27 protein-coding genes and 1 tRNA gene are annotated in these 22,215 nt (G+C 56.8%); 15 read left to right on the top strand and 13 right to left on the bottom strand.

The window, feature by feature from the left end:
- The 6 genes from ABZ714_RS14330 to ABZ714_RS14305 all read right to left on the bottom strand — a co-directional run bounded on the left by ABZ714_RS14330 (window position 1) and on the right by ABZ714_RS14305 (window position 3,142).
- Window positions 1-1,188: a hypothetical protein gene (locus tag ABZ714_RS14330; RefSeq protein WP_358825505.1), complete on the bottom strand. Its 1,188-nt coding sequence runs from the start codon at window positions 1,186-1,188 to the stop codon at window positions 1-3.
- A 208-nt stretch (window positions 1,189-1,396) separates the two neighbouring features.
- Window positions 1,397-1,657, bottom strand: coding sequence for a hypothetical protein (locus tag ABZ714_RS14325; protein ID WP_358825504.1), 261 nt, complete (start codon window positions 1,655-1,657; stop codon window positions 1,397-1,399).
- A gap of 333 nt (window positions 1,658-1,990) precedes the next feature.
- Window positions 1,991-2,209 carry a hypothetical protein gene (locus ABZ714_RS14320; protein ID WP_358825503.1) on the bottom strand — a complete coding sequence of 73 codons (219 nt, stop codon included), beginning with the start codon at window positions 2,207-2,209 and terminating at the stop codon, window positions 1,991-1,993.
- Window positions 2,210-2,253: 44 nt separating this feature from the next.
- Entirely contained in the window at window positions 2,254-2,553 is a 300-nt protein-coding gene (locus ABZ714_RS14315) for a hypothetical protein (RefSeq protein WP_358825502.1), read from the bottom strand.
- A gap of 52 nt (window positions 2,554-2,605) precedes the next feature.
- Window positions 2,606-2,785 (bottom strand): hypothetical protein, encoded by a 180-nt coding sequence (locus tag ABZ714_RS14310; RefSeq protein ID WP_358825501.1) that lies wholly within the window; start codon window positions 2,783-2,785, stop codon window positions 2,606-2,608.
- Window positions 2,786-2,956: 171 nt separating this feature from the next.
- On the bottom strand, window positions 2,957-3,142 hold the full coding sequence (locus ABZ714_RS14305) for a hypothetical protein (RefSeq protein WP_358825500.1): 186 nt from the start codon (window positions 3,140-3,142) through the stop codon (window positions 2,957-2,959).
- A 334-nt stretch (window positions 3,143-3,476) separates the two neighbouring features.
- On the opposite strand from ABZ714_RS14305, the gene ABZ714_RS14300 reads away from it, so the two are divergent.
- Together ABZ714_RS14300 and ABZ714_RS14295 are read left to right on the top strand one after the other, a co-directional pair.
- A complete protein-coding gene (locus ABZ714_RS14300) occupies window positions 3,477-4,022 on the top strand; it encodes a histone-like nucleoid-structuring protein Lsr2 (protein WP_358825499.1) in 546 nt (181 codons plus the stop codon).
- A 105-nt stretch (window positions 4,023-4,127) separates the two neighbouring features.
- A complete protein-coding gene (locus tag ABZ714_RS14295; RefSeq protein ID WP_358825498.1) occupies window positions 4,128-4,277 on the top strand; it encodes a hypothetical protein in 150 nt (49 codons plus the stop codon).
- A gap of 1,027 nt (window positions 4,278-5,304) precedes the next feature.
- On the opposite strand, the gene ABZ714_RS14290 is transcribed toward ABZ714_RS14295, so the two are convergent.
- From ABZ714_RS14290 to ABZ714_RS14270, 5 genes are all read right to left on the bottom strand, one after another.
- Window positions 5,305-5,727 (bottom strand): hypothetical protein, encoded by a 423-nt coding sequence (locus tag ABZ714_RS14290; protein ID WP_358825497.1) that lies wholly within the window; start codon window positions 5,725-5,727, stop codon window positions 5,305-5,307.
- A 132-nt stretch (window positions 5,728-5,859) separates the two neighbouring features.
- Window positions 5,860-6,447, bottom strand: a complete 588-nt coding sequence (locus ABZ714_RS14285) for a hypothetical protein (RefSeq protein WP_358825496.1) — start codon at window positions 6,445-6,447, stop codon at window positions 5,860-5,862.
- 139 nt (window positions 6,448-6,586) lie between these two features.
- Window positions 6,587-6,658 (bottom strand) — tRNA-Val (locus tag ABZ714_RS14280).
- A gap of 405 nt (window positions 6,659-7,063) precedes the next feature.
- Complete coding sequence (locus ABZ714_RS14275; protein ID WP_358825495.1) at window positions 7,064-7,867, bottom strand: DUF2637 domain-containing protein; 804 nt, start codon at window positions 7,865-7,867, stop codon at window positions 7,064-7,066.
- Window positions 7,868-8,344: 477 nt separating this feature from the next.
- Window positions 8,345-9,412, bottom strand: coding sequence for an XRE family transcriptional regulator (locus ABZ714_RS14270; protein ID WP_358825494.1), 1,068 nt, complete (start codon window positions 9,410-9,412; stop codon window positions 8,345-8,347).
- Between the two features lie 181 nt (window positions 9,413-9,593).
- Here ABZ714_RS14270 and ABZ714_RS14265 point away from each other — a divergent pair, with 181 nt between their 5' ends.
- The 9 genes from ABZ714_RS14265 (at window position 9,594) to ABZ714_RS14225 (ending at window position 16,142) form a co-directional block, all read left to right on the top strand.
- On the top strand, window positions 9,594-10,049 hold the full coding sequence (locus tag ABZ714_RS14265; RefSeq protein WP_358825493.1) for an ATP-binding protein: 456 nt from the start codon (window positions 9,594-9,596) through the stop codon (window positions 10,047-10,049).
- A gap of 86 nt (window positions 10,050-10,135) precedes the next feature.
- Complete coding sequence (locus ABZ714_RS14260) at window positions 10,136-10,279, top strand: hypothetical protein (protein WP_358825492.1); 144 nt, start codon at window positions 10,136-10,138, stop codon at window positions 10,277-10,279.
- A gap of 419 nt (window positions 10,280-10,698) precedes the next feature.
- Window positions 10,699-11,565: a hypothetical protein gene (locus tag ABZ714_RS14255; RefSeq protein WP_358825491.1), complete on the top strand. Its 867-nt coding sequence runs from the start codon at window positions 10,699-10,701 to the stop codon at window positions 11,563-11,565.
- A gap of 221 nt (window positions 11,566-11,786) precedes the next feature.
- Window positions 11,787-11,912: a hypothetical protein gene (locus ABZ714_RS14250; RefSeq protein WP_358825490.1), complete on the top strand. Its 126-nt coding sequence runs from the start codon at window positions 11,787-11,789 to the stop codon at window positions 11,910-11,912.
- Between the two features lie 106 nt (window positions 11,913-12,018).
- Complete coding sequence (locus tag ABZ714_RS14245) at window positions 12,019-12,924, top strand: HNH endonuclease (RefSeq protein WP_358825489.1); 906 nt, start codon at window positions 12,019-12,021, stop codon at window positions 12,922-12,924.
- A 233-nt stretch (window positions 12,925-13,157) separates the two neighbouring features.
- Window positions 13,158-13,802, top strand: coding sequence for a hypothetical protein (locus tag ABZ714_RS14240; RefSeq protein WP_358825488.1), 645 nt, complete (start codon window positions 13,158-13,160; stop codon window positions 13,800-13,802).
- Complete coding sequence (locus ABZ714_RS14235; RefSeq protein WP_358825487.1) at window positions 13,799-13,960, top strand: hypothetical protein; 162 nt, start codon at window positions 13,799-13,801, stop codon at window positions 13,958-13,960. Before ABZ714_RS14240 ends, ABZ714_RS14235 begins: the two co-directional genes overlap by 4 nt.
- Window positions 13,961-14,173: 213 nt before the next feature.
- Window positions 14,174-14,656: an HNH endonuclease signature motif containing protein gene (locus tag ABZ714_RS14230; RefSeq protein ID WP_358825486.1), complete on the top strand. Its 483-nt coding sequence runs from the start codon at window positions 14,174-14,176 to the stop codon at window positions 14,654-14,656.
- A 487-nt stretch (window positions 14,657-15,143) separates the two neighbouring features.
- A complete protein-coding gene (locus ABZ714_RS14225; RefSeq protein ID WP_358825485.1) occupies window positions 15,144-16,142 on the top strand; it encodes a TAXI family TRAP transporter solute-binding subunit in 999 nt (332 codons plus the stop codon).
- Here ABZ714_RS14225 and ABZ714_RS14220 read toward each other — a convergent pair.
- Together ABZ714_RS14220 and ABZ714_RS14215 are read right to left on the bottom strand one after the other, a co-directional pair.
- Entirely contained in the window at window positions 16,132-17,535 is a 1,404-nt protein-coding gene (locus ABZ714_RS14220) for a HAMP domain-containing sensor histidine kinase (protein WP_358825484.1), read from the bottom strand. The genes ABZ714_RS14225 and ABZ714_RS14220 overlap by 11 nt on opposite strands.
- A gap of 7 nt (window positions 17,536-17,542) precedes the next feature.
- The gene (locus tag ABZ714_RS14215) at window positions 17,543-18,250 is read right to left on the bottom strand and encodes a response regulator transcription factor (protein WP_358825483.1); all 708 of its coding nucleotides are present in this window, start codon (window positions 18,248-18,250) and stop codon (window positions 17,543-17,545) included.
- Window positions 18,251-18,589: 339 nt separating this feature from the next.
- On the opposite strand from ABZ714_RS14215, the gene ABZ714_RS14210 reads away from it, so the two are divergent.
- The 4 genes from ABZ714_RS14210 to ABZ714_RS14195 all read left to right on the top strand — a co-directional run bounded on the left by ABZ714_RS14210 (window position 18,590) and on the right by ABZ714_RS14195 (window position 22,070).
- Window positions 18,590-19,375, top strand: a complete 786-nt coding sequence (locus tag ABZ714_RS14210; RefSeq protein ID WP_358825482.1) for an amino acid ABC transporter ATP-binding protein — start codon at window positions 18,590-18,592, stop codon at window positions 19,373-19,375.
- Between the two features lie 230 nt (window positions 19,376-19,605).
- Complete coding sequence (locus tag ABZ714_RS14205) at window positions 19,606-20,433, top strand: glutamate ABC transporter substrate-binding protein (RefSeq protein WP_358825481.1); 828 nt, start codon at window positions 19,606-19,608, stop codon at window positions 20,431-20,433.
- Between the two features lie 78 nt (window positions 20,434-20,511).
- Window positions 20,512-21,186, top strand: coding sequence for an amino acid ABC transporter permease (locus ABZ714_RS14200; RefSeq protein WP_358825480.1), 675 nt, complete (start codon window positions 20,512-20,514; stop codon window positions 21,184-21,186).
- Window positions 21,183-22,070 (top strand): amino acid ABC transporter permease, encoded by an 888-nt coding sequence (locus ABZ714_RS14195; RefSeq protein ID WP_358825479.1) that lies wholly within the window; start codon window positions 21,183-21,185, stop codon window positions 22,068-22,070. Before ABZ714_RS14200 ends, ABZ714_RS14195 begins: the two co-directional genes overlap by 4 nt.
- Window positions 22,071-22,215 lie beyond the last annotated feature (145 nt).

Raw genomic sequence — 22,215 nt, 5'->3', positions numbered from 1 at the left:
TTAGTAAAATATCGCCCTGTTCTTGGGCTTAGTCTTTGTTGCTTCAGACTCTTCCGTCTCTGTCTTTGGTCGACGCTTCAAGGTGAGTCCGTAAGCCGCATTAGTAGCGGCAACGAGTGGGGTGATATCCACTTCAATGTTCTTCTTCTGCCAAGCGAACGCATCTCCCACCGGGCGCTTTCTCGCATTGGCTACAGCATCATCAAGAGCGGCCTGACCCGCATGAGTCAAAGTGCCGTTATTCACTCGGTTAATGAACATTCCGCAGGCTTGCGTGATGTCTTGAGTACCAATAGAAACAACCTTTACGCGCTTAGCTCTCAGTTCAGTCAGCAAAGAGGCAGCAGCAGACTGCTTGTCAATGAACACACCTAGGAAAGGACGCTTGTTCTTCTGCCAGTCGGCAACAAGGTCGGGAATCCATCCCGTACCCCGCCGGTTATCAATGACAGCAACCCGTACATTCAAACCGTCGTAAGCGGCTACAGCCACAGAAGCTCTATCCATCATTGGGGATACATCAATAGACAAGGCGTATGGGCCTGAAGGGTCACTAGGCACTTCAAGCGAGTCCCATACATCTAGGTCAAAGACTGAGTTGGTCGTTCCACTAGCCCACATACCTAGCTTCTCTCTTGAGAAGCCTTCCTCAGTCATCAAGGAGAAGTCGTCTTGAGTCTTCTCAACATCCATTCGATAACCGAATGCAGGATTCGCCTTAGCCCAAGTCTCGTGAGAGTCAATAGGGTCATCTTTGTCAGCAGACCATTCGAGCCAGCAGATTTTCTCTGATGTATCGTCAATGGCTTGCCTTCTAACCCGCGTGAAAACCTCACCATTCATAAGCGCTGAAGGTGGTGTTCCTACAAGAAGCCTCTGAGGCTTCTTAGAAGTGGAGAGCGTTGGGCTTAGAGCCTCATACTCGCCATCACTGAGATGCTGAGCCTCATCACAGACAAGCAAGTCTGCGGTGAAGCCTCTACCTGAGTTCTTGGAGCGTGAACCAAAGCGAATCCAGGCACCGCTATGAAGAATGATTGCTTCTTCACCATTGGTGTTGACGATTCGTTTGACCTTCTTCTGAAGGTCTGGATAAAGAGGGTTCTCAAAGTAGCCCTTCATTCTGGTGAAGTGCTCTTTGGCTGTCCTCAATTCGTGGGCGGTGTGAAGGATGCGCTCATCCAGCATCAGCAAGCCGTAAAGCTCACGTGCCTCCAGAACGCCACCCTTGCCGTTCTGACGCGGTACAGAGAGGCCGCAAAGGGAACAGGTCCACTTGTCTTCTACAGTCTCACCTAGCCATCCCTTAAGGACGTTCTGCTGCCACTCGTCTAGGCATAGTCCGTATCGGAAGGCAAGTTCTGTTGCGTCTCGCCAAGCGTCATTGAAATGACTCTTAGGAATCAGGCTGAGTCTTGGTGTCTGACTGCCTCTGCTTTCTTCTAGCTTCTCTTCTAGCAGCAATGTCATCAGCAGGGCTCACCTCCTTCTCATCCGGCGATTCATCTAGAGCCCTTAGAACCTCCATGAACTGTCGGGAAAGTGGTGCAAAGTCTCTAGCGCTTGCGTTCTCAAGCTCTTCAGCAAGTCGGTCCCTCAGAGCAATGAGCGTCGCTCGCTTATCTCCTGAGAGAGCTGCATTGATTAGGTCTCCCATCTAAGGGACCTCCTTTCAAGTCTGTGTTGTGGCATAAGAAAAGCCCCGGCTGAATCATCAGCTAGGGCTTTGACATGCCTTATGTGTTGTCTGGTGCCTCCCCGGGGCCCTTGGGCCCTCAGCAGCGCGGGGGGATTGCCTCTATGCCGCATGGGTGTGGGAAGGCTCCCCGGGGTGGGGGCTACCCCCTGGTCGGCTGAGCCAGCGAACCAGCCAGCCATTCAGAGGTCTTTAAGTTCCACTTCTTCTAGGTATTCAACGAACTCATTGTTCAGTTCTTCTGTCCATTCAAAGACTGTTACCTTACCGTCACCAATCTTGATGATGGTCACTTCAGTCTTCTGAGGGCTCATGAATCTTTACGGTCGCTCTCATTGATTGTCCAAGCCATGTGTCCATCTCATCTAGAGTGACTGCATTCTGACCGAACTTCTTTGAACCCCAGAGAATCTTGATGCCTAGATTGGCTGAGTCAACGAGCTGTTCAAGGGTTTCCCCTTCAGCTTCAATAGCCTTCTCGTTGCCATACTCAATCCTTACGTAGTATGTCATTGTCTTTGTCCTTTTGTTTTTGTTGTTCATGCAAACCCCGCCGATTACCACCACTTAGGCACTGATGCCTTGAGGTGGTCATTCTTGTTGTTCTTGCCGTCACCCTTCTTAGAGTTACAGCTTCTATGGGCTGGAAGAGTTCTTCCCATCACATGACCACCCGCCCCTAGGGGGGTTACATGTTCAAGGGTCCATGCCATCTTGTCGTAATAGGGAAGGGTCATATCAATAGGCTCTCCACAAAGGGAACAGATGATGGGCTTGATGCTTCTCATAGCCTTAGCCTTCTCTGTCTTTACCTTGCTTCTGTATGCCTGTAGGTCTCTTCTCTTGTCTTTTGCCATTGGTTACACCTTCTTTCACCGCCGGGCCGTTTTCTACAAGCCATCTAGGGTGCTAGTAGTTCTTCCTTGGGATGGCAAGGTACTTCTCAATAGCCTCTTCCTTTGTGTCTGCGATGACTGGTCTTAGACCTCTGTCACCCTGAATCCTCCAGATGGTTTCACCTTCTCGGATTCTTTCGAGGTACTGATTGAGAGGCTGATACTTCTTTACGTTTGTGATGCTCCTGCTCACTTAGCCACCGCCTTCTTAGCGGTAGTGCGAGTAGCCTTCAGGGGCTTCTTGAAAACCCACTGAGTTCCAGGAGTGTTCACATAGACAAGCTCATATCCTTCCTTGCCTAGTTCGTTAAGCCTTTCTTCTGTCATCGTCATTCCGCCGCGCGGAATTAGAACAATGCTGTACTCAAACAAGCCCTTCTTCCTCCTTATTGATGACATCAATCCACTCGTCATGAAGGATTGCTAGCACATCAAGAATGTCGTAACTGTCGGCACCACTGATGTAGCAGTTACCAATTGTTGACTCAACAAGGCCATACATCAACTTCTGTGACTCGTTGAAGTTCTTCTTTGCTTCTTCTTTGTTCATTGCTACTCCTTTCCATCGGCCGTTTTCTGTAGCTCTTCGCCACAGTGGTAAACCGTCGTCTTTGCTTCCTTAAGGACTAGGCAGAACCAGCCGCAATCACAGGAAGCTGTTTCATACTCAGCCTTCACGGCTCTACCTCCTTAAGTTCTAAATGCTTCTCTACATACAACAAGGGGGACCCGCGCGAATCTGTGACATTGACTTGTCAAGACTTTAGACCTAAAGCCTAGGGGTAAGGTTCAAGAGAGATGACAGAAGGCTTAGGGACTGATAGAGTCGCCCCACTCAGTCAGGCACTAGGGCAAACGCCCTGGTCAACAAGGGGGTAACCCAAGTGGCTACTACTGCGGTTCCGGTCGACGCGTCCAAGAAGGACGAAGAGGGTGTCAAGGAAGTCGTCACCAACGTGCCTGGTGTCGGCAACATGACCATCTACGTCAAGGTCTCCATGACCGATGACGTTGACGGCAAGACCACCGATGACGTGCAGACCCTCAAGCTCTCCGTGCCGGTTCAGGACGAAGAGGAGGTGGAGGTTCTTGACGCTGAGGGCGACCCGGTCAAGAACGAGGATGGCTCCACCAAGCTCACGACTGAGACCTTCTTCAAGACGGTTCACTACGAGCTGGACATGGGTGCCACCAGCCGCGAGAAGCTTGAGAAGGCTCTTGCTCCGTTCCTCAAGAACGCGCGTGAGGTTGCCGCTCCTGCCTCCCGTGGCTACCAGCCTCAGACCCTTCCGGCCGGGGTGGACACGGCTGCCGTCCGGCGGTGGGCGGTGGCCAATGACATCAAGGTCGACGGCAAGCCCATCAACGAGAAGGGCCGAGTGCCCCAGTCCTTCATCGATGAGTACGAGAAGGCCCACAAGAAGGACTGACCTTCTCAAGGCATAGGACTTAGCCCCTGACTCCGAAAGGAGTTGGGGGCTTTGTCGTTAGCTTAGAGACTGCTAGTCTCTTCTTAACGGGAAAGGGGAAAGCCAATGAGGCTCAAGAAGTACGCGGTGACTCTCTCTAACGAGACCATCGTTTACCCGATGGCTACGAGTGAGGTTGCTGCTAAGCAGAAGGTTGAAAGCCTCATTGCCAAGAAGGGGCTTTCTCTCACTGTGAAGTCTGTGAGGGTCGTCTGACCAACCCCGCCCGATACCCCCATGAAGCCTCTGAGACTCGCTCTCAGGGGCTCTCTGCATGTCTGGGCACCAGAAGGTCAGTCACCTCCTGGCGGACGCTCCTACGGCTCCTTGCCGACACAGGCTTTGTATCACTGTTTGTACCATGCCATGCGGGCCGGCACTTTTGTACCACTCTTTGTACCAACCTCTAACCGCCGGCCTGGATGCCTTGCTACAATCCTTGCTACAAACTTCCAGAGAAGCCCTGTAAGCCCTTCTAAGGGTTCCGGGGTCCAGAGATACCCGCTCAGCCTGCTAGGCCGTTAGAAGGCCACTCAAGGCCCTTCATGGGGCTCTTCTGAGGACCAGCCTGAGACTGCCATTGGCTTAGAGCACTCTGGACAGGCCAGAGACTCACTCTCTGAGAAGAGTCCTAGGAGACAGCTCTTGCAGAAGAAGAATGTCTTCATGCTGCTCTCATCCCTTCAAGGAGGTCACTAAGGCTTGGGGGTTCTGGTTCTACGTCATGGTTCTTACGGAAGTTTCGTCTAAGAGAACCCCGCCGTTCTGTCTCATAGTCGCTTCTACAGTTCCGACACCACCAGTCAACTCCATCACTAGAACGCTGGCACTTACGGAACGACTCAAGAGTCTTAAGCCCTTCACACTTGTTGCATTGCTTCATTAGGTCTCCAAATAGAAAAGGGCACTCTTCCGCAACGAGCCACGTTGTTTTTGCACGGTCAAGAAGGGCCCGGGAAAGAGTGCTTACTTCAGCCACCTAAAGGCAGCGTTCGCCTCTAATGAGGCAGGTTTACGGGAAGACTCTCGTGCGCTTTGAATCACACCTGTGTAAAGGTGAGAGTCTTCCTAGTGAGAGCCAGGGACTTGCACCCTGGCGTCTGCTGGTCTCTCTAACGCTTCTTCTGAATATCCTTCTCCGCCTTACGGATGTCCTTAGCAATGCGCTCAAGGCTTCTGGCAAGGGAGTTGGCATCCGTACCTGACTTCCGCCAGTAGTTCCAAATGATTCGCTCTAGTTCAGTCAAGAGATTGTTCCTTCTCGCCCTAGAGCCTCACCAATGGCCTTCTCGACCTTCTCTCTGAGCGAGAGAGCCGCCGCATAGGTAATCTCTGCATTGCCCTCAAAGACCATCTCTGCAATTCGAGAAGTGCTGTTCACCAAGTGGCGAGGATTCAAGACTGCAATGCGTCCTGCTGCATAGACGTAAAGACATCCCTCAACAAGCTCATTCTCATCTGAGTATGGGCCAGTGTGTGCCCAAACCATAGAGTCGTCATCATCTGAGCCCTTTCCACGCTCTCTACGCTCCGCCTTAGTGCGTGAGTACACAACCTCTAGAACCTCATCGTCTAGAGCGTGAATACCCGCAAGCATCTTTGCTGCATTAGTCGTTGCCTCACCTCTTGAGAAGATGATGTCCGAGTCATAATCCTTGTATGTCATTTTCTTATCCTTAACGTTGCGGGGTTTCAGTATTGAACCGTGCGAGAGAACCCCGTTGTAAAACCCGCCGGTTTGGTGGGAGGAAGAGGCATTGAACCTCTAAGCCAGCCTGATTACTGGTCTCCCTAAGTCTTAGTCCTGCCTGAACGTGACTACGTAGCCATCAGCAAACGTAACCTCAATGTCTCCATCCTCAAGAACATGCATGTGCTCAATGTCAGCGTCCGGCTTCTCCTTGGACAGGGTTAGACCAAGGTCCTTTAGGGCCTTAACATCCTCTGGTGTCTGAGGACCGGCAAAAGTGACGCTAACTGCTTGCATACCCGGCTGGATAACAGCTTCACCCTCTTCGGTCCACTTAACCACACTGCTGTTACCGGCATCCTGAATCTTTAGCTCTGAACGAACTTCATTCTCAATCCGGCTAAGCTCATCAGTTGGCTTGTCCCAAAGCCCATCACCAAAGCGCTTTGCCAATACCGCAGCAACCCTCTTATTAAGAGTAGCCTTCTCGCGTGCTCTACGCTCTGCCTTTGTTGCTGCGTACAAAAGTTCTAGAGCATCCTCATCAAGAGCCTGTAGGCCCTTAAGAGTCTTAGCTGTGTTCTGTAGGGCTTCTGCCCTATCAAACATCTCAGTTACTTCCTTCATCGAGAAGGTGAACTTAGGCGCCTTAGCCTTTGGGGTTACATCTTCTCCGTTAATAACGATTCGTGCCATTGTCTTCATCATCCTTAGCTGTTTCCCGGTTTGTTGATTACCTTGCATCCATAACCCGGCCGAAAAGTGAATGCAAGAAGCTAAAGCCTCAGTTAGGCGACTGAGGCTGTGATGTGTCGTTGGGAGGTGACTCATCAAGTAGACGTAAAGGGAATCGAACCCCTGACACTTGCGGTGTAAACGCAATGCTCTTCCTCTGAGCTATACGTCCTAGCCAAGACCCGAAAGTCTTGGTTGGAGAATGGAGTGTATTGAAAGAACGACTTTGTGAGCCGTAGTGAACTGCTCAGACTTGAACTGAGAATGGGACGCCTATGGTGATATGAGCAAGAGAAACACCCGTCCAGTCCTACCTAAGGAACAAGGGGAATGGAGAAGAAACCCCTGTTCTACTTACAACAAGGGGGATTCAGAAGGTTCTGTGACAGAAGAAAACCCGCCCAAAAAGCCACTACCCCCTTCTCCGGGCCTTTTTGAAGACTTTGGCCGTTCTGGAAGGGGTATGAAAAAGTGCCCTGACTTTTCGTTGTTGCTGGTCAGGGCACTCTAAGGGGTTTGAAAAGCTCTTCAATTTTCTCTAACGGCTCTCTAGCCTGATGAACTTTTCAGAAGGTTTTCAGTCCTTCATGCGGTTGATTGCTCGATGGACAGTGTTCATAGGGACATCCACACCCTTCACTGAAGACACCTTCTCCTGAATCTTCGCTCTGTCCTCAAGACCGTTTCGATATAGCTCCTGGACAAGTCGAGCAATGGACAGGTCAGAGGACAGCTCGGGGAACCTGTCTTCAATGTCCTTAGCGCTTGGTGTCTTCTTAACGTCCACTGTCTTCTTCTTGGGGACACTGTCCTTCTTGTTGACTAGCTGGACAGGCTGTGTCTCTGTCTTCTGTCCACCGGCCGTTTCTGTCTTGGTGACGTCCTCAAGACGATGCTTGATGACTGAGGACATTCCCTTGAAAGTGTCCATTGGGTATCTCAGCCAAGCAGCTTTTCCATAGACAGGCATTGACTTAGCCACTCTTCCTCGCTTGCGCAATTCCTTACGGTTCTCAAAGCGAAGCATCAGTTCAAAGAGGATGCCAGCCACTACAGGTGGTGCAAGGAAGAAGACCTGTCCGGCCAGTCCTAGACCCATAAGAACTGCGTGCTGATAGTTCAACCAAGCGGATACGGCTACAAAGCCAAGGGTGGCTAGACGTGCCGTAAGTCCACTGTCTTCTGTCTTGCTGTACTCACTACTCAATACCGCAACGTAGATTGCGGCTCCATCAAAGGCGACGCTAACCGCGTAAGCCAACCACTTTGGTAGTTCAAAGAAGTCCATTGCCATGGTAGCCATTGAGTACCAACTGACTGCCAAAGCCACAATGAGGACAAGCCCAAAGCCTGTCCACTGTGCAATCTTGCTCTTGTTCATTTCAATTCTCCTAAGTTTTAGTTGTCCTCCATTCTCTAGGTGGACTGTCAACTTCTCCTGTTGACTAGTCCATTATCTCTTGACTTTCATTATGAAGCAAACTGGACATGCCTAACCCCCCCCGTTCCGGCGCGTCTCCTTAAAGACACTCAAAGGCGGGGTCTCTATGAAACTGAAGGCAAAGGGAAGCAGGGTCTATCTAACAAGAAGCAAAGGAGAAGAGGTCTAACTACTTAGAAACAAAGAAGAGACATCCCTAGCCTTCTCTTGCTAGAGACATCTCTTTGTTTTCTTGCGTGCCGCCGTAGGCGGTGCGCTTCTCTTCTCTATTACTACTTCTCTGTTTCTTCTTCTCTATTACTCTTCACTATTAGGCCCCGGCTGACCGGAGGAACGTCCGCCGACTGGCCGGAGGATAGTCCTCCGATGTACCGGAGAACAGTCCTCCGATAGGCCGGAGGAACGTAAATGGGCGGGTTAGAGAATGACTGCTTCCTTGGCATAGTCAGACAGCCAAGAAGGAGCATCCCTCTCAATGACTCTGAGAGCTTGCCTCAGCCTTGCTCTTGAACGGGAAGAAGTGACGACCTCAAGAATGGCTGTGATGCGCTCTAGCGTGGCCTCAGCGTCTCTCCAAGCCTCAGCCTGAGTAAGGGCAGACAGCTCAGCAACCGAGTAGTAGAGAGAGCCACGACTCAGAGGCTTAACCAACTCATTGGCTCTTTGAAGATGAGGGATGGCTTCTCTGGGCTCTCCAAGGGAAAGGTAGACCTCTCCCCAGTGCCCAATGACCTCCATCTCATCAACCCACCAAGCCCACTTAGGGTCTCTGGGTCCAATGGAGTCCTGAAGGGCTCCCTCAGCCCTTCTCATGGTGTCTAGAGCCCTTCCCTTGTCTCCAGCGATAGCAAGAGCCCTAGCGTGCCTTACGCGGCCTAGGAGGGCTACTCGCGCCGGTACCTTAGGAAGAGTTATCAAGCTCTCAGAGATGCGGAGCGCTTCACCAGCCTTGTTGTCCTGCACGTCTTGCATGGCAAGCATGTCCAAAGCAAACCACTGCATGGGATTGTCGCCAGCAAGCTTGGCAAGAAGGTGGGACTCCATAAAGGCTTCTCTAGCCTCCTGCTGCCTGTTGGCATCAAAGAGGAGCCAGCCTGCTACTTCTGCAATCTCAGCTAGGCCGGACAGCTTTCCCTTGTCTTCATAGCTCTTGAGCTTGGAATGCTCGCCTTTCCAAACCTGCTTAGCAGCAGAGGCGACGTTATCCCCACCATGACGGTTATCGTGCTCAAGAAGAAAGCCAACGGCATTACGTACATAGTCGCTTTCCGGCGGTTCTTCTTCCCTCACCGGCTGCAACTTAGAAGACAGGTCTGTTCCCCAGAGGCTATCCAGGGTTTGAGCAAGTTCACGAGAAGGCTTCTGTTTGTCATTGAGCACGCGAGAGAGGAAGGCGACGTTGTAATGAGCTTCCCTGGCTAAGCCCCTAAGGCTTAGTCCTCTGGATTCAAGCTCTGCCTTAACGGCTCTTGAGAAGTCGCTCACTGAGGCCCCCACGTGTTGACCAGAACAGTCAACACCCTATCAACGCAGGTCAACACCACCCATGCGCGTTCCGGGGGTTGGATGGTGTAGGTAGGCGGACCGGGCGCCGCGCGAACGGCCCCGGTCCTGGTCAACGCTGATAGGAGCGTCAACACGTGCAGCATACGACGAGTGTCCGGCGGTGCCTGTGACCATGGTGCCGACTGGGAACAATGCGGCCTCTGCGAGTGATGGGCCCGTAGTCACCAAAGAGTGGAGTTGGGTTCAGACTGCTGCGGTAGTCCCTCTCTCCCGAAAGGTCTTCCGTAAGTGGCTGGCTAAGCTTGAAGCCTCCCACTATGAAGAAGACGCAACTCTCTGCTTCATGGAGCTTCTCACTAACGCTATCCGGATTGACTCTCCGGACGGCATGACTGAGACCAAGTGGATTCTCACCGACAACAAGCTGAGGGTTGAGGTTAAGGACTTCTCCGAGAACGCTCCTTGGAGGCAGAACCCTGACTCTGAGTCCGAAAGCGGAAGAGGACTCATCCTCGTTCATCTCCTTGCCGACAAGTGGGGTTATGACCACTGTGCCTTCATGGATGAGCGAGGAGTAACCCCCGGCAAGTGGGTCTGGTTCGAGCTTCACAAGTAGAACCACTCAAGGACAGGAAGCCCCGGAGTATCCCCCGACTCTGGGGTTTCCGCCTGTCTGAAACCAAACAGCAGAGAGTGAACACCATGGAACTTGCAGTCATAGCCTTCATCGTCTTCTGTGCCTACAAGATGGGGCACAAGGATGCTTACAAGAAGGGCTTCAACGATGGAGTCAAGAAGGCTAAGGACTACACCCTTGAGGTGAGCATCAAGGAGAAGAAGAAGTAGGCATGGGCTCAGAGATTCGTTGCGAGCGGTGCCTCAAGGGCATCAACCAGCGAGACAAGCTAGTAGTCATCGATGAAGCGGCCTATCACTACAAGTGTGCTGAGAGGCTTGAGAAGGGCCGTAGATAAATTCCTGAGCCTCCCGTAATTGTTCCGGGCCTCTGTGTCCGGGATGAATTCTTGAAAGCCGTAGATAAGCGTCTACGGCTTTCTTGCATTAGAAGAGACCGTGCCTTACCCTAATAAGGGTCAGTGGGAGTGAGTGGCGTTCTCCAATTTGACATTAAGAAGCCTCCCGTGATACCATAAAGACGTAAGCAAGAAACACCAAGAAGTTAGTGTGAGTCAGACACTAAAACTCGGAGGTAAACCAAGAAGCTTCACAACTCTAAATCGTTGTGTGTTCTAGTACCCCTGAAGATGCTGACTCCATCTTCAGGGGTACTTCTCGTTTACCGAGAAAAGAACACAATCAACGAATGGAGTTTTAACAAGGATATGGAAAACACAACACCAGAGGGACCATTTGAGTTCCAGGCAGCAGTTTGGGTCTCTGACCTAACACCACAGGAAAGAGTAGTAGCTCTTGCCTACGGTTCTTCTTACAACTGGAAGAACCAGGATGACTCAAGGTGTGGTATCTACCGCATTGCAGCTATGACAGGCATTGGTAAGAGTCAGGTTTCTAAGTACCGCTCTTCTTTGACTGAGAAGGGATGGCTTGAGACAACCCGCCGTTTTGGTACTAGCAGCCTTACCAAGCCAACGGTTCCGGCCGGATTCTCGTATGAGGACTCAAAGGCCAAGCAGGATGAGCTAGTCCAGTCTCAGAACGATGCTGAGAAGGCACGTCGCAACAAGCCTTCAAAGAAGGATGAGGAGATTGCAGCTCTCAAGGCTCAGCTAGCCGCTCTACAGGCTCCTGTAGCCCCTGAGGAGACTCAGACGGTACAGAGCGACCCTGAGCCTGCTACGTGGTCTGAGATGACCGATGAGGAGATGCATGAGGCTCTAGACCTTGACCCCTTTGAGGAAATCGCGCCGGTAGCCGAGAAGCCAGCAAAGAAGACTGAGAGGAAGGACCCTATGAAGGAGATGCTAGAGGCACGTAAGTCTAAGCAGTCCTTTGAAGACTCTTTTGTAGAGACTCGCATCGGTGGATGTGACAACCCTGAAGAGGCAAAGCGTCTCTTTAATGATGAGGACTTCATCTCAAAGTACCCGAACAAGATTCAGCGTGCGGCTCAGGCTGCATTTGAAGTAGAAGGCTCTATGTCTAAGGCGTGAGCCTAGAAAGGTTGAGGAACATGAGTGACAAGATTCCATGCATTGACTGCGGTACAGAGCGACCAAAAGACAGGCGTAACTTTCCTTGGGGTTCCAAGAAGCCTAAGGTCTGCTCTCCTTGCATCCAAGTCAGATTCTTTAAGACGTTTGTTGAGCTAGACATTGACTGGGACGCAATCCTTCAAGACGACAAGAACACCGCCTAACTCTAAGGAGAAAGAATGAACCTGCTCATCATTGCCATCATCGTCATTGTGGCTTACTACTACGGTAAGCGCGTTGGATACCAGGCAGGAAGCCAGGAAGTTCAGCAGTACGTCATTGAAGTAAAGAAGAAGGGTGAGTGACGGATTGGATTTGGCTTTATAATTCAATCCGTCGTAAGATGGACTAAGACAAGGGAAAACCGACTGAAAGGAAACCCTTGGACTAACTAATAATGGAGAAAACAACATGAACAAGAACCCTTTCAACGAGGAAGGCTTTAAGAAGTGCCCTGGATGCGGTGAAGAGAAGCACCAGGAGGAGTTTTACAACAGCAAGTCAACGGTGAACGGCAAGCTAAGCCGTTGCAAGACTTGCGTAGACGCAACAAACAAGGAATGGAGAGAAGCCAACCCTGAGAAGGTCATTGCCGCTCAGAAGGCTTGGAGAGTTGAGAACGAGGGTCACACCTACACAGACAAGCAGTCTGGCTATGTGACTTACATTGGCTACAACCACCCGATTGCTAACCCATCAGGTGTTACGCCTTACCACCGCATCGTTCTTTGGAACGAGATTGGCCCTGGTCAGCATGAGTGCTACTGGGGATGTGGAAGAGTCCTCTCCTGGGGAATCAACCACATTGAGAACACTGAAGAAGGTCTAGTTGTAGACCACTTGAACGGCATCAAGAACGACAACCGCCCGGAGAACCTAGCCCCATCCTGCCAGCCATGTAATTCAGGAGTTTCACGACTCAGCCGCAAGGTTTTCGTTGGGTGCTTCTTTGAAGGTTGCGACAAGCAGTCTGCTGCACATGGTCTTTGCAGGGGTCACCTGATGCAGAAGTACAGCGGTAAGGAACTGACTCCCCTACGCAAGAGAGTCATTGCTCAGGTAGATGAGAACGGCCGTACATGCACTGAGTGCGATGAGCACAAGCCTCTAGAAGACTTCTCACTCAACAGCAGTGGCCGTTACCGCTCTAAGTGCCGCAAGTGCTTGAGCCTTATCAGCGCAAAGAACACAGCCGAGAGAATCGCCAAGAACACTCCTTGTTCTGAGGATGACTGCAAGAAGCCAGCACTGACTAAGGGGCTTTGCTCCACTCACTACTCACGTGCCTACCAGAAGAGCAAGGAGGTAGCAGCGTGATTGAGGCACTAACCTTCTTCTTCATCTTTGGGCTTCTAGGAGCCTTTGGGTATCGAGTAGCTGAGCTTTTCATCAAGGCTTACGCCAAGTAAGACTGAGAACCCCGCCAAAACGGCGGGGTTTTCCTTTACGGTTTCGCCTCATAATGCAAACCGTGAGACAATAAACATGTAAGGGCAGAACGCGCGGAGGAGACGACGCCCTTGAAATAAAACACACAGGAGAATTGAACGATGGAATTTGTATTGAACGAGTGGCTTGACTACGCAAAGAGAGTTGCTGAGTCATTCCACAGAACCTTTGAGCGGGTTGAGACAGAAGACATTTACCAGGAGCTAGCCATTGAACTAGTCCTCAAGGAGAAGCAGCTAGTAGCCGCCTTTGAATCTCTGGAGCGTCCAGAGAGCTACACCAGGGTTCTACTGAGGAACCGAGCATGGGGCTACTGCATGAAGGAGAAGAATGCATTCTTTGTCCAGACGGACATCTATGATTACCAGACTGAAGACGTCAGAATCATGATTGAGCAGTACCTAGGAGGAACCAGAGAAGGAATGATGGTCCCTGAGGATGCCAAGAGCGTTCATGGAGACGATGACCTAGCAGTCTTTGCAGATATCGCGCGGGTTGTTGATGGACTCTCAGAGGCAGACCAGAACCGACTAGAGAACTACCTCATGAATTCAGACTCAAAGGATGAAGCGACAAGGAAGGCTTACAGCCGAGTGGTTCGTAAGGTCACGGACACTTTGAACCGTGACAAGCGCAAGGCTTCATATGAATACGATGGAACCGGTACTAGGAAGGTACTGACCAACAGGAAGGCTTTGGGAGCAACCAAGGAGACTTACAACACGAGAGAGAAGGATTTCGCATGATGAGCAGAGAACAACTAGAGGTGATTGAGGGAGAGCTTGACGTAACCATTGGGTACTTGCTCATCAATCGAATGATGGATGCAGACCTAGTCATTGTTGGACTAGAGAACGTGCTAACGAACCTAGCCGAAGCAGTGGCGGCTACTCGTGAGGAATGAAGAGCCACTAGGCAGAGTGCTCCTGGTCCCCCTCTTTGATGAATTTTGGTGGGAGTGTAGAAGGTCTAACGGCACCCTCTTTGACTTTGGATGGGATACAGACCTTAGGAGAGCGAATCAAGCAGCAAGAGAAGCAGGAAGACGGCTAAGCAGAGAGCTTGGCTACTGAGACTAGAGCCCCGGTAATCCCGGGGTTTTCTCGTAGGAGGAGAAATGAAGTATTGCAAGAAGGGTGACCATGAGGTTCCCCTAGAAGAGTTCAATAAGAGCAAGAAGGCCAAGGATGGCTTGCAGTCCTACTGTCGTGACTGTCAGAAGGGTGCCCACAAGGAAACTTGGGCGGGTTTCTATGAGAAGAACCGCGACAAGAGACTAGAGGCAACAAAGCAATGGAGAATAGACAACCCTGGAAAGAGAGCCGACTATCAGAGAGCAAGGAATGTCGCTCTGAAGAACGCTAAGCCCTACTCCCTTGTCACTGACTGGAAGGAAGTAGTCCTAGGCTTCTACGGAGAGAAGTGCATGAAGTGTGGTTCTACTGATGACTTGACTGTTGACCATATCCGGCCGGTAGGTGAAGGAGAGCACGCACTTTTCAACATGCAAGTTCTCTGCCGTTCATGTAACTGCTCTAAGGCAAAGGGAGACACTGACTATCGACCATGGCCAAGACTCCTTGACCGAACAGTCTCCTAGACAGCAAAAAGCCCCTAGCAATTGCTAGGGGTTCAGAAGGCCCTGTAGGGCTTTGTAAGAAAGTAGGGGTCCTGAGGGACCTAGGAAGGCTGCAAGGCTCTTAGAACGGCTCTCAGAGGCTTCTAGAGGGAGCGTGGATTCTCGTCATGAGACTCATCTGTCCGTACTCCGCCACCGGACCAGGGAAAACTACTCACAGTGAGGATTCTGCTGAGTAGCTGACCGCCCGTTACGAACCAAGTAGGATGCACCCGTAGGGTTGAGGCCGCTCGGAGTCGTGGACGTTCATCTGGCACCCGTAGGTGCGAACCTCATATGTACGTGTGGCGTCCACTGCGCCGCTCCGGTCCGTGCTGCTCATGCAACAAGAGTAGGCGGTGTCCGGCACGCCCCCGCCCGGATACCGACGGAGGCCGGTATTCCGCCTCTGGCGAGTCCTCGCCAGGGCTCTGGTCATCACGGTGAGTGACCTGTCAGGATCGCAAGCATGTTCACGAATCCGCTCCGCACCCGCCGCGCGAGGCTCTTCGCCGGGGCCGCCGCCGTCCTCGCGGCGCTCGGGCTGCTCTCGTGGTGGCTGCTGCCGCTGGGAGAGCCGGAGCCGCGGGACTCCGTCACCTTCAGCACCGGTGTGCACAACGGGGTGTACCAGCGGTACGGCGCGCTGTTGAAGGACGCCCTCGCCGAGGATCTGCCGGAGGTGGACATCACCCTGCTGACGAGTGAGGGGTCGCGGCAGAATCTCGCCCGGGTGGCCTCGGGGGAGGCGGACTTCACGATCGCCACCGCCGACGCCGTCGCGCAGTACCAGCGGGAGGGCAGGCCGGGCGCGGACCGGCTGCGGGGCTGTGCCCGGCTGTACGACGACTACGTCCAGCTGGTCGTGCCCGCGGACTCGCGGGTCCGCGAGGTCGCGGATCTGCGGGGGCTGAAGGTGGGGGTCGGCCAGCCGGGGTCGGGGGTCCGGCTGATAGCGGACCGGCTGCTGGCCGCCTCGGGCCTCGATCCGGTGAAGGACGTCACGGGCGTGCCGAACGGTATAGACACCGTTCCCGAGCTGCTGGAGAACGGAACGATTCAGGCGTTCTTCTGGTCCGGGGGGCTGCCGACGAAGTCGGTGCAGTCGCTCTCGGAGCGCTTTCGGATACGTCTGGTCCCGCTGGAGCGGGGCCTGATCGAGAAGGTGCACCGGGCGGGCGACCCGACGGGCTCCTACCGGTTCGCGGTGATGCCCCCGGATCTCTATCCCCGCGCCCAGAGCAGCGTCCCGGTGAATTCGATGGCGGTGGCGAATCTGCTGGTCACCACCGACCGCACGGACTCCGCCCTGGTGGAGGGCTTCACCAGAACGGTGATCCGCAGCCGTGACGGCATCGGCCGTACGGTTCATCCGGCCCAGCTGGTGGATCTGCGGACCGCCATCTACACCGAACCGCTGCCGCTGCACGAGGGGGCCGGGCGCTACTACCGCTCGGTCAAGCCGTAGGGGCCGGTGGGGTACGGGGGACGGTGAGGGTGACCTCCAGCCCCTGGGGCTCGTGATGGGCGTAGCCGATGGTGCCGCCGCCCGCCGAGAGGAGCGCCCGGGAGATGGAGAGCCCCAGTCCGGAGCCCTTGACGTTCTGATGCCGGTTGCTGCGCCAGAAGCGGTCGCCGACCCGGGCCAGTTCGTCCTCGGTCAGTCCGGGGCCCTCATCGGTGACGACCACGGTGGAGCTCTCGCCCCGGGAGGCGACGGCCACGGTGACCTCCGCCCCGCCGGGGGTGAACTTGACCGCGTTGTCGATCACCGCGTCCAGGGCGCTGGAGAGCGCTATGGGGTCCGCCCAGGCCGTGACCGCGCCCCCGGTCCCGGTCAGCCGGACACCCTTGTCCTCGGCCACGGGCCGCCAGGAGGCGATGCGTTCGGCCGCCAGGGCGCCGATATCGGTGAGTTCGAGAGGAGCCGAGGCATGTTCGGCGAGTGCGAGATCGAGCAGGTCGTCGAGTACCTGCGCGAGACGTCTGCCCTCGGTACGGACGGAGGCGATCTCCTCGTTGCCCTCCGGCAGCTCCAGCGCCAGCAGCTCGATCCGGAGCAGCAGGGCCGCCAGAGGGTTGCGCAACTGGTGGGAGGCGTCGGCGACAAAGGCCCGCTGTTGTTCGAGTACGCCTTCGACATTGTCGGCCATCTCGTTGAACGAGCGGGCCAGCCGGCGCAGTTCGGGTGGCCCCCCGGCGGCGGCCACCCGGGAGTTGAGCCGTCCCGTGGCGATGTCGTGGGTGGCCGCGTCGAGTACCCGTACGGGCCGCAGCACCCAGCCCGTGAGCCGGAACGCGGCGGCGACGGCGAGCAGCATCGCGGCGCTCTCCCCCGCGGCGATCAGCAGCCAGCCGCGGAGTACCCGCTCCCGGAGCTGGTCGGTGGGCGAGTCGGTGAGGACGACGGCGACGACGTCCCCGTCGCGGACCACGGGCGAGGCGACGACCAGCCGTCCGTCCCGGTCCCAGGGCCATACCTGCGGAGGGTCCTGGGAGCGGCGGCCGGTCAGGGCCTCGCGGAACGCCTCCCGGCCCTGTCCCTCGGCGGGGACGACCCAGTTGCCGGGGGCCCGGGCCATCAGGGACTTCCCGTCCCGGAGGAAGACCCCCACATGGATGCCGTAGGTCGAGTAGTACCGGTTGAGCTGGTCCTGGAGCATCGATCTGCGCTCCGGCTCGGCGCCTTCGCTCGCCGTGACGAACTGCGCCAGCGCCGCGAACCGTACGGTGTCGTCGATCCGGTCGACCACCACCCGCTGCTGCTGGCCGGCGGCGAAACTGACGGCGAGCGGGAAGCCGAGCGCCAGCAGGACTCCCGCCATCAGCACGATCAGCAGGGGAAGAAGGCGGGTACGCACGGTCCCCTCAGTCGCCCGGTGTCACAAGGCGGTAGCCCACGCCGCGGACGGTCTCGATCAGGGCGGGCATACCGAGCTTGGCGCGGAGCGACGCCACATGGACCTCCAGGGTCCGCCCGGTCCCCTCCCAGTTGGTCCGCCAGACCTCGCTGATGATCTGTTCCCGACGGAACACCACCCCCGGGCGCTGGGCGAGCAGCGCCAGCAGATCGAACTCCTTCCGGGTGAGCTGGACGGCCGTACCGTCCACACTGACCCGGCGGGTGGGCAGTTCGACGGTTACGGCGCCCAGCCGCAGCGCGTCGTCCGCGGCACCGGCGGCGGGCGACTCCTCGACGACGGTCGTACGCCGCGCCACGGCATGGATCCGGGCGAGCAGTTCACCGGTGTCGTACGGCTTGACGACATAGTCGTCGGCGCCCAGATTGAGTCCGTGGATCCGGGAGCGGACATCGGCCCGCGCGGTCACCATGATGACCGGAGTGGCGGTGATCTTCCGCAGCTTTCCGCAGACCTGGTAGCCGTCCTGGTCGGGCAGGCCGAGATCGAGCAGCACCACCCCGAAGGGCGGCTTGCCGGGATGGGTCGCGGGCAGAACGGCCCGCAGTGCCTCCTCGCCGTTGCGGGCGTGCACCACATCGAAGCCGTGCCGGGCGAGGACGGCCGACAGGGCAGCGGCGACATGATCGTCGTCCTCGACGAGCAGCAGTCTCATGTCCCCCCTTCGGTCGTGGCATCACACCGCGGATTCCCCGCAGCCGTCGATGCTCGATGCGTGCTTGCTGTGTAACCGGCCGTGCCCGATGGCGTCACTTCCCGGCGCACGCGATGACGTACCACCGCATGAAGGCCGATTCCGCGCCGGACAGTCAAGGACATTCCCCCCGCCCGCCCGCATCCGTTATCCAGCCGGTACGCCGATGGTCATCTCGTTCACTCATCGTATCCGGACGAGGCCGGATCGTTATGCTCAATTTCCGCTCAGATGTAATGACGCTGGTCGCACCGGGTCACTACTGTCCTCCCCACCAAGGAGGACGGGAGCTGTGGGCCGATGAGCGGAGTGTCTGTGTCCAAGGACGACGGAAGTGCCGCTCCTGCGGCCGAGGACCTGGTCGTACTGAGCGATGTCAACAAGCACTTCGGTGCACTGCATGTCCTCCAGGACATCGACCTGACCATCGCCAGGGGTGAGGTCGTGGTCGTCATCGGACCCTCCGGGTCCGGCAAGTCCACCCTCTGCCGCACCATCAACCGGCTGGAGACCATCGACAACGGGTCGATCTCCATCGACGGCAAGCCGCTGCCCTCGGAGGGCCGTGAGCTGGCCCGGCTGCGCGCCGATGTCGGCATGGTGTTCCAGTCGTTCAACCTCTTCGCCCACAAGACGGTCCTGGAGAACGTCATGCTGGGCCAGATCAAGGTCCGCAAGAAGGACAAGGGCGAGGCGGAGCGGCGGGCGCGCGAGCTGCTCGACCGGGTCGGCGTGGGAACCCAGGCCGACAAGTATCCGGCGCAGCTCTCCGGCGGCCAGCAGCAGCGGGTGGCGATCGCCCGGGCGCTGGCGATGGACCCCAAGGTCATCCTGTTCGACGAGCCGACGTCGGCCCTCGACCCCGAGATGATCAACGAGGTGCTGGAGGTCATGCAGCAGCTCGCCCGGGACGGCATGACCATGGTCGTGGTCACCCACGAGATGGGCTTCGCCCGCTCCGCCGCCAACCGGGTCGTCTTCATGGCCGACGGCAAGATCGTCGAAGAGGCCACGCCCGACGAGTTCTTCAGCAACCCGCGCAGCGACCGCGCCAAGGACTTCCTGTCGAAGATCCTGCACCACTGACCCCAGCGGTCACGTCACCCACCAGTACTTCGGCTGCCGCCCGGGCCACACGCTCCGGCCGGGACCGACCGACCCGCCGGGACCGCCGCGCATCCGTATCCGTATCGGACCGGCGGCCCGGACCAGATCCGGACCGAACCCGGGCTGGTTCCGGGCCGGGTCACGGTCCCGGGTCGCGTCGGCCGACGGACGGCTCAGCAACGGCGAACCACGACGTAAGGGATGTTCACATGAAGCTCCGCGCCCGCAAGGTATCCGCGGCCATCGCCACCGTTCTCACCCTCTCCCTGGCCGCGACCGCCTGCGGCGGCAGCGACTCCGGCGACGGCGGCGGCAAGATCACCATCGGGATCAAGTTCGACCAGCCCGGGCTCGGCCTGAAGACCCAGGACGGCAAGTACACCGGCTTCGATGTCGATGTCGCGACCTATGTGGCCAAGGAACTGGGCTACGAGGCCAAGGACATCGAGTGGAAGCAGAGCATCAGCGCCCAGCGGGAGACGATGCTGGCCAACGGTGACGTCAAGCTCATCGTCGCCACCTACTCGATCACCGACAAGCGCAAGGCCAAGGTCGACTTCGCGGGTCCGTACTTCATCGCCCGCCAGGATCTGCTGGTCCGCAAGGACGAGACGGGCATCACCAAGGCCGAGGACCTCAACAACGCGAAGCTCTGCTCGGTCACCGGCTCCACCTCCGCCCAGAACATCAAGGAGAAGCTGGCCCCCAAGGCCAACCTCCAGCCGCTCGGAGGCTACTCCGAGTGCCTGACCGGCCTGGAGAACAAGTCCGTGGACGCACTGACCACGGACGACTCGATCCTGGCCGGGTACGCCTCCCAGGCCGAGCACCAGGGCAAGTTCAAGCTCGCCGGGCTCAAGCTGAGCGAGGAGAAGTACGGCATCGGTATCAAGAAGGGCGACACCGAACTCAAGGGCAAGATCAACAAGGCCCTCGAGAAGATGAAGTCGGACGGCTCCTGGGACAAGTTCGTCGAGGCCAACTTCGGCAAGTCCGGTTACAAGTACGAGCCCGCGCCGGCGATCGACGCGAGCTGAGGCCAGCGGTGACGTGCCATCGGCCCCGGCGGCCGATGGCACGCGCCATCTACTCACCAGGAGAGATCGCGGGTCAACGTGTTCGATTTCCTCGATTCCCCGCAGTACGACCTGTTCGACGCGTTCTGGTTGACGGTCGAACTCACCGTCTACTCGGCCGTCGGTTCCCTGATCTGGGGAACACTGCTGGCTGGCATGCGTGTCGGCCCCGTCCCGGTGATGCGGGCCTTCGGTACCGGCTATGTCAACGTCGTCCGTAACATTCCGCTGACGGTGGTCCTCGTCGCCTGTTCCCTGGGCCTCGCCTCGACTTTGGGCGTCACCTTCGGCGCCGAAGACTTCGACGACATCGGCTTCCGGATGGCCGTCCTCGGACTGGTCGCCTATACCGGCACCTTCGTCTGCGAGGCGCTGCGCTCCGGGATCAACACGGTCCCCATCGGACAGGCTGAGGCCGCCCGGGCCATGGGCTTCAGCTTCTTCCAGGTACTGACCCTGGTCGTACTCCCCCAGGCGTTCCGCTCGGCCGTCACCCCGCTCACCAATGTGCTGATCGCCCTCACCAAGAACACCACGGTGGCCTCGGCGATCGGTGTGGCGGAAGCCTCGGCCCTGATGAAGACGATGGTCGAGAACGAGGCCGACGCGCTCTTCGCCGTCTTCGGCGTCTTCGCCTTCGGCTTCATCGTTCTGACCCTGCCGACCGGTCTGCTTCTGGGCTGGGTGGCCAAGCGAGTGGCGGTGAAGCGATGAGTTCCGTTCTGTACGACGAGCCGGGCCCCAAGGCGAAGGCCCGCAACATCGCCTACACCATCGGCTTCGTAGTGGTGCTGGGGCTCGCCCTCTGGTGGATTCTCGCCACCATGGCGGACAAGGAGCAGCTCGAATCGGCGAAGTGGAGCCCCTTCGTCAACGACTCCAAGGTCTGGACCACCTTCCTGCTTCCGGGTCTCTGGGAGACGGTCAAGGCGGCCTCGATCGCGCTGGCCATCGCCCTGCCGCTGGGCGCGGCGCTCGGTATCGGGCGGTTGTCCGACCATGCCTGGGTCCGGGTGCCGGTCGGTGCCGTGGTCGAGTTCTTCCGCGCCATCCCGGTACTGTTGCTGATGGTCTTCGCCTTCCAGTTCCTGGTGGAATTCACCGACATCGAGTCGGACTTCCGGCCGCTGTACGCCGTCGTCATCGGCTTGGTGCTCTACAACGCCTCGGTCATCGCGGAGATCGTCCGGGCCGGAATTCTGTCGCTGCCCCGAGGACAGACCGACGCCGCCCAGGCGATCGGGATGCGCAAGGGCCAGATGATGACGTTCGTTCTGCTGCCGCAGGCGGTCACCGCGATGCTGCCGGCGCTCGTCAGCCAGCTCGTCGTCATCGTCAAGGACACGGCACTCGGCGGCGCCATCCTCGGCTTTGCGGAGTTGCTCTCCCAGAACCGGGCGATCACGGCGAACTACGGCGCGAACACCATAGCCACCCTCACTGTCATCGCGATCATCTTCATTCTGCTGAACTTCGTGCTCACCAGCTTCGCGAGCTGGCTGGAGAAGCGGATCCGGCGGGGGAAGAAGAGCACCGGGGCGGTCCTCAGCGGCGAGTCCGTCGAAGCCGCGGCCGGGGACACCGGGACTGCAGCGTAAGCACGAACGGGCGACGACCAGGGTGGGAACAGCGGAGGCGGTAGTGCCGAACACGGCGCTACCGCCTCCGCCGTCGCCACCCCGCGCACCCCCGATGGATCAGCGCCCGCCGTGCCGCTCCCCCGTCACTTGACGCAGACACCCC

It is taken from the genome of Streptomyces sp. NPDC006798 (genome assembly GCF_040635975.1).
Taxonomy (GTDB): Bacteria; Actinomycetota; Actinomycetes; order Streptomycetales; family Streptomycetaceae; genus Streptomyces.
The sequence above is the reverse complement of the archived record's forward strand: the minus strand, read 5'-3'. Positions and strand labels throughout refer to the sequence as shown.